Below are 2,290 nucleotides of genomic sequence, written 5' to 3'. Positions count from 1 at the left end.
GAGCTGGGGTAGCGCATCACCGCCCCGCGCGCGTCGGCGCGGGGGGTGGGGTGGACGGGAGCCGGCCAGCGGTCGGAGTTACCGGGTTTTGATGGCGTGGCCGCCGAACTCGTTGCGCATCGCGGCCAGCAGGCGGTCGCTGAAGGAGTTCTTCTCGCGCGAGCGCAGGCGCTCCAGCAGGGACAAGGTGATCACTGGGGCCGGGACGTCCAGGTCGATGGCTTCGGCCACGGTCCAGCGGCCTTCGCCGGAATCCTCTACGTACGGCGCGATGCCGTCCAGCTGCGGGTTGCGCTCCAGTGCATCGGCGCTCAGGTCCAGCAGCCACGACCGCACCACGCTGCCGTGCTGCCAGGCCCTGGCTACCTGGGCCAGGTCCAGGTTGAAGTCGGTCTTGTGCTGCATCAGCGCGAAGCCTTCGGCGTAGGCCTGCATCATTCCGTACTCGATGCCGTTGTGGACCATCTTGCAGAAGTGGCCGGCGCCACTGGGGCCCACGTGTGCCCAGCCGCGGTCCTGCGCCGGGGCCAGGGTGCGGAAGATCGCGCCCACCTGCTCCACGGCCGCCGCCTCGCCCCCGATCATCAGGCTGTAGCCTTCCTGCAGGCCCCACACGCCGCCGCTGGTGCCGCAGTCGATGTAGGTGACCTCTTCGCCCTTGAGCTGTTCGGCGCGGCGCATCGAGTCCTTGTAGTACGAGTTGCCGCCATCGATCACCACATCGCCTTCGGACAGGTGCGGGGCCAGCGCGGCCAGGGTCTGGTCGACCACCTCGCCGGCGGGCACCATCAGCCACACCACGCGCGGCACCGGCAGTTGCGCCAGCGTATCGGCGATCGAGGCACTGACCTCGAAACCGCGCTTGGCCGCACTGTCGCGCGCGCCTTCACCGGGATCGACGCCAATCACCCGATGGCCGCCGCGATGCAGGCGCTCGGCCATGTTGGCGCCCATCTTTCCCAGGCCGATCATTGCAATGTCCATGTGTCTCCTTCCAGCGTGTCAGTTGTGGTGCGGGGGTGCTGCCGAGGGGGAATCGCACTGGCGAAGGCGTGCGTCGATCCAGCGTCGGTACAGCGTGGTATGCAGGTTGTGCAGGCCCAGTTCGAAGGCAAACGGCGTGCGCGGGTTGCGGTCGAGCAGGCGTGCGATGTGATAACGCACAGGACGTATACCGCGAGGATGCACGTAAATCACGAACCCCTGGTAGAACGGATCGTCCAGCAGCGCGTCCAGTTCGGCCAGCAGCGGTTTCTGCTCTGCGGGCAGGCCATTGCGCCACACCGGGTCACGCTCGATCAGCAGCCGTTCGAAGCGGCGCGGTCCCGGCCCGGGCATGCGCTGGGCCAGCGCCCAGATCTGGCGGTTGATCGTGTCGTAGTGGGCAAACCCGCCGTGCACGCGCAGCGCCTCGGCAGCTGCGCTGCTGACGTCGACCACCACGAAGTTCTCTGCCTGGTTGTTGATGTCGTCCAGGTAGCGCTTGTCGAACACATGCTCGATGAAACCGGGCGCGCCGACGAAGGCCTGGCGGCCGAGCTGCGCGGTCTTCACCGCCTTGCCATCGGCGAGGAACGCGCCCGCGTGGCGGCCGAGCAGGATGCTGTCGGTGTCGTGCAGGGTCAGGAAGGTGCCGATCGACAGTTCGCCGGGGCTGAACTCGGCATCGAAGGCCGCATCGCCGTAGAGCTCGCGCTGGGTGGCCAGCTGCGCCACCTGCCGCCCTACCCCGCATTCGGAGCGCACCCGGCCGTCGTAGAAGTGCTGCAGCGCGGCGCTGTTGGCGCCGGCCGGCTGGTAGCCCCGCCCGAAACTGCGGAAACGCTGCCAGCCTTGCGCCTGCGCACCGCGTGCACCGAAGCCGATCCAGCCCAGCTGCAGCGCCGAGAAGCGGTAGCCGGGGTTGTCCTGCAGCTGCGTGGCGGCCCGGCGCGTGGCCTGGCCCAGTTTGAACGTATACGCACACAGGGTGGCCGGGTCGTCGAACAGCCCCGTCATCCACTCAGCGCGCTGGTCGGCTGTCCACGCCTGTGGCACCTGCACCCGCAGGTCGCCCGCCTGCTGGGCCTGCGGCAACGTAGCCCGCGTACAGACCGGGCCGCCGTGGATGACCGGCGTGGTCACCGGCGCGTCGACGAAGCGCCAGCCCAGCTCTTCCAGCAGCGCCTGCGTGCACGTCGGCCCCGGCGCGGCGGCCGCGGTGCCGATGGCTGCACACAGCATGGCCGCCAGCACCCGCGTCCAGCGGCGCGGCCTGCGCGTTACGGTTGGGAATGGCACCCTGCCCGCC

2 protein-coding genes are annotated in these 2,290 nt (G+C 69.3%); both read right to left on the bottom strand.

What is annotated here, in order from left to right:
- Positions 1 to 78: 78 nt before the first annotated feature.
- Positions 79 to 984, bottom strand: coding sequence for a phosphogluconate dehydrogenase (NAD(+)-dependent, decarboxylating) (gnd, locus tag DBR34_RS04380; RefSeq protein ID WP_128095868.1), 906 nt, complete (start codon positions 982 to 984; stop codon positions 79 to 81).
- 18 nt (positions 985 to 1,002) lie between these two features.
- Complete coding sequence (locus tag DBR34_RS04375) at positions 1,003 to 2,223, bottom strand: hypothetical protein (RefSeq protein WP_128095867.1); 1,221 nt, start codon at positions 2,221 to 2,223, stop codon at positions 1,003 to 1,005.
- Between the last annotated feature and the right edge of the window lie 67 nt (positions 2,224 to 2,290).

Origin of the sequence: Stenotrophomonas sp. HMWF003, from assembly GCF_003061285.1 — a bacterium.
Taxonomy (GTDB): Bacteria; Pseudomonadota; Gammaproteobacteria; order Xanthomonadales; family Xanthomonadaceae; genus Stenotrophomonas; species Stenotrophomonas maltophilia_AP.
The sequence above is the reverse complement of the archived record's forward strand: the minus strand, read 5'-3'. Positions and strand labels throughout refer to the sequence as shown.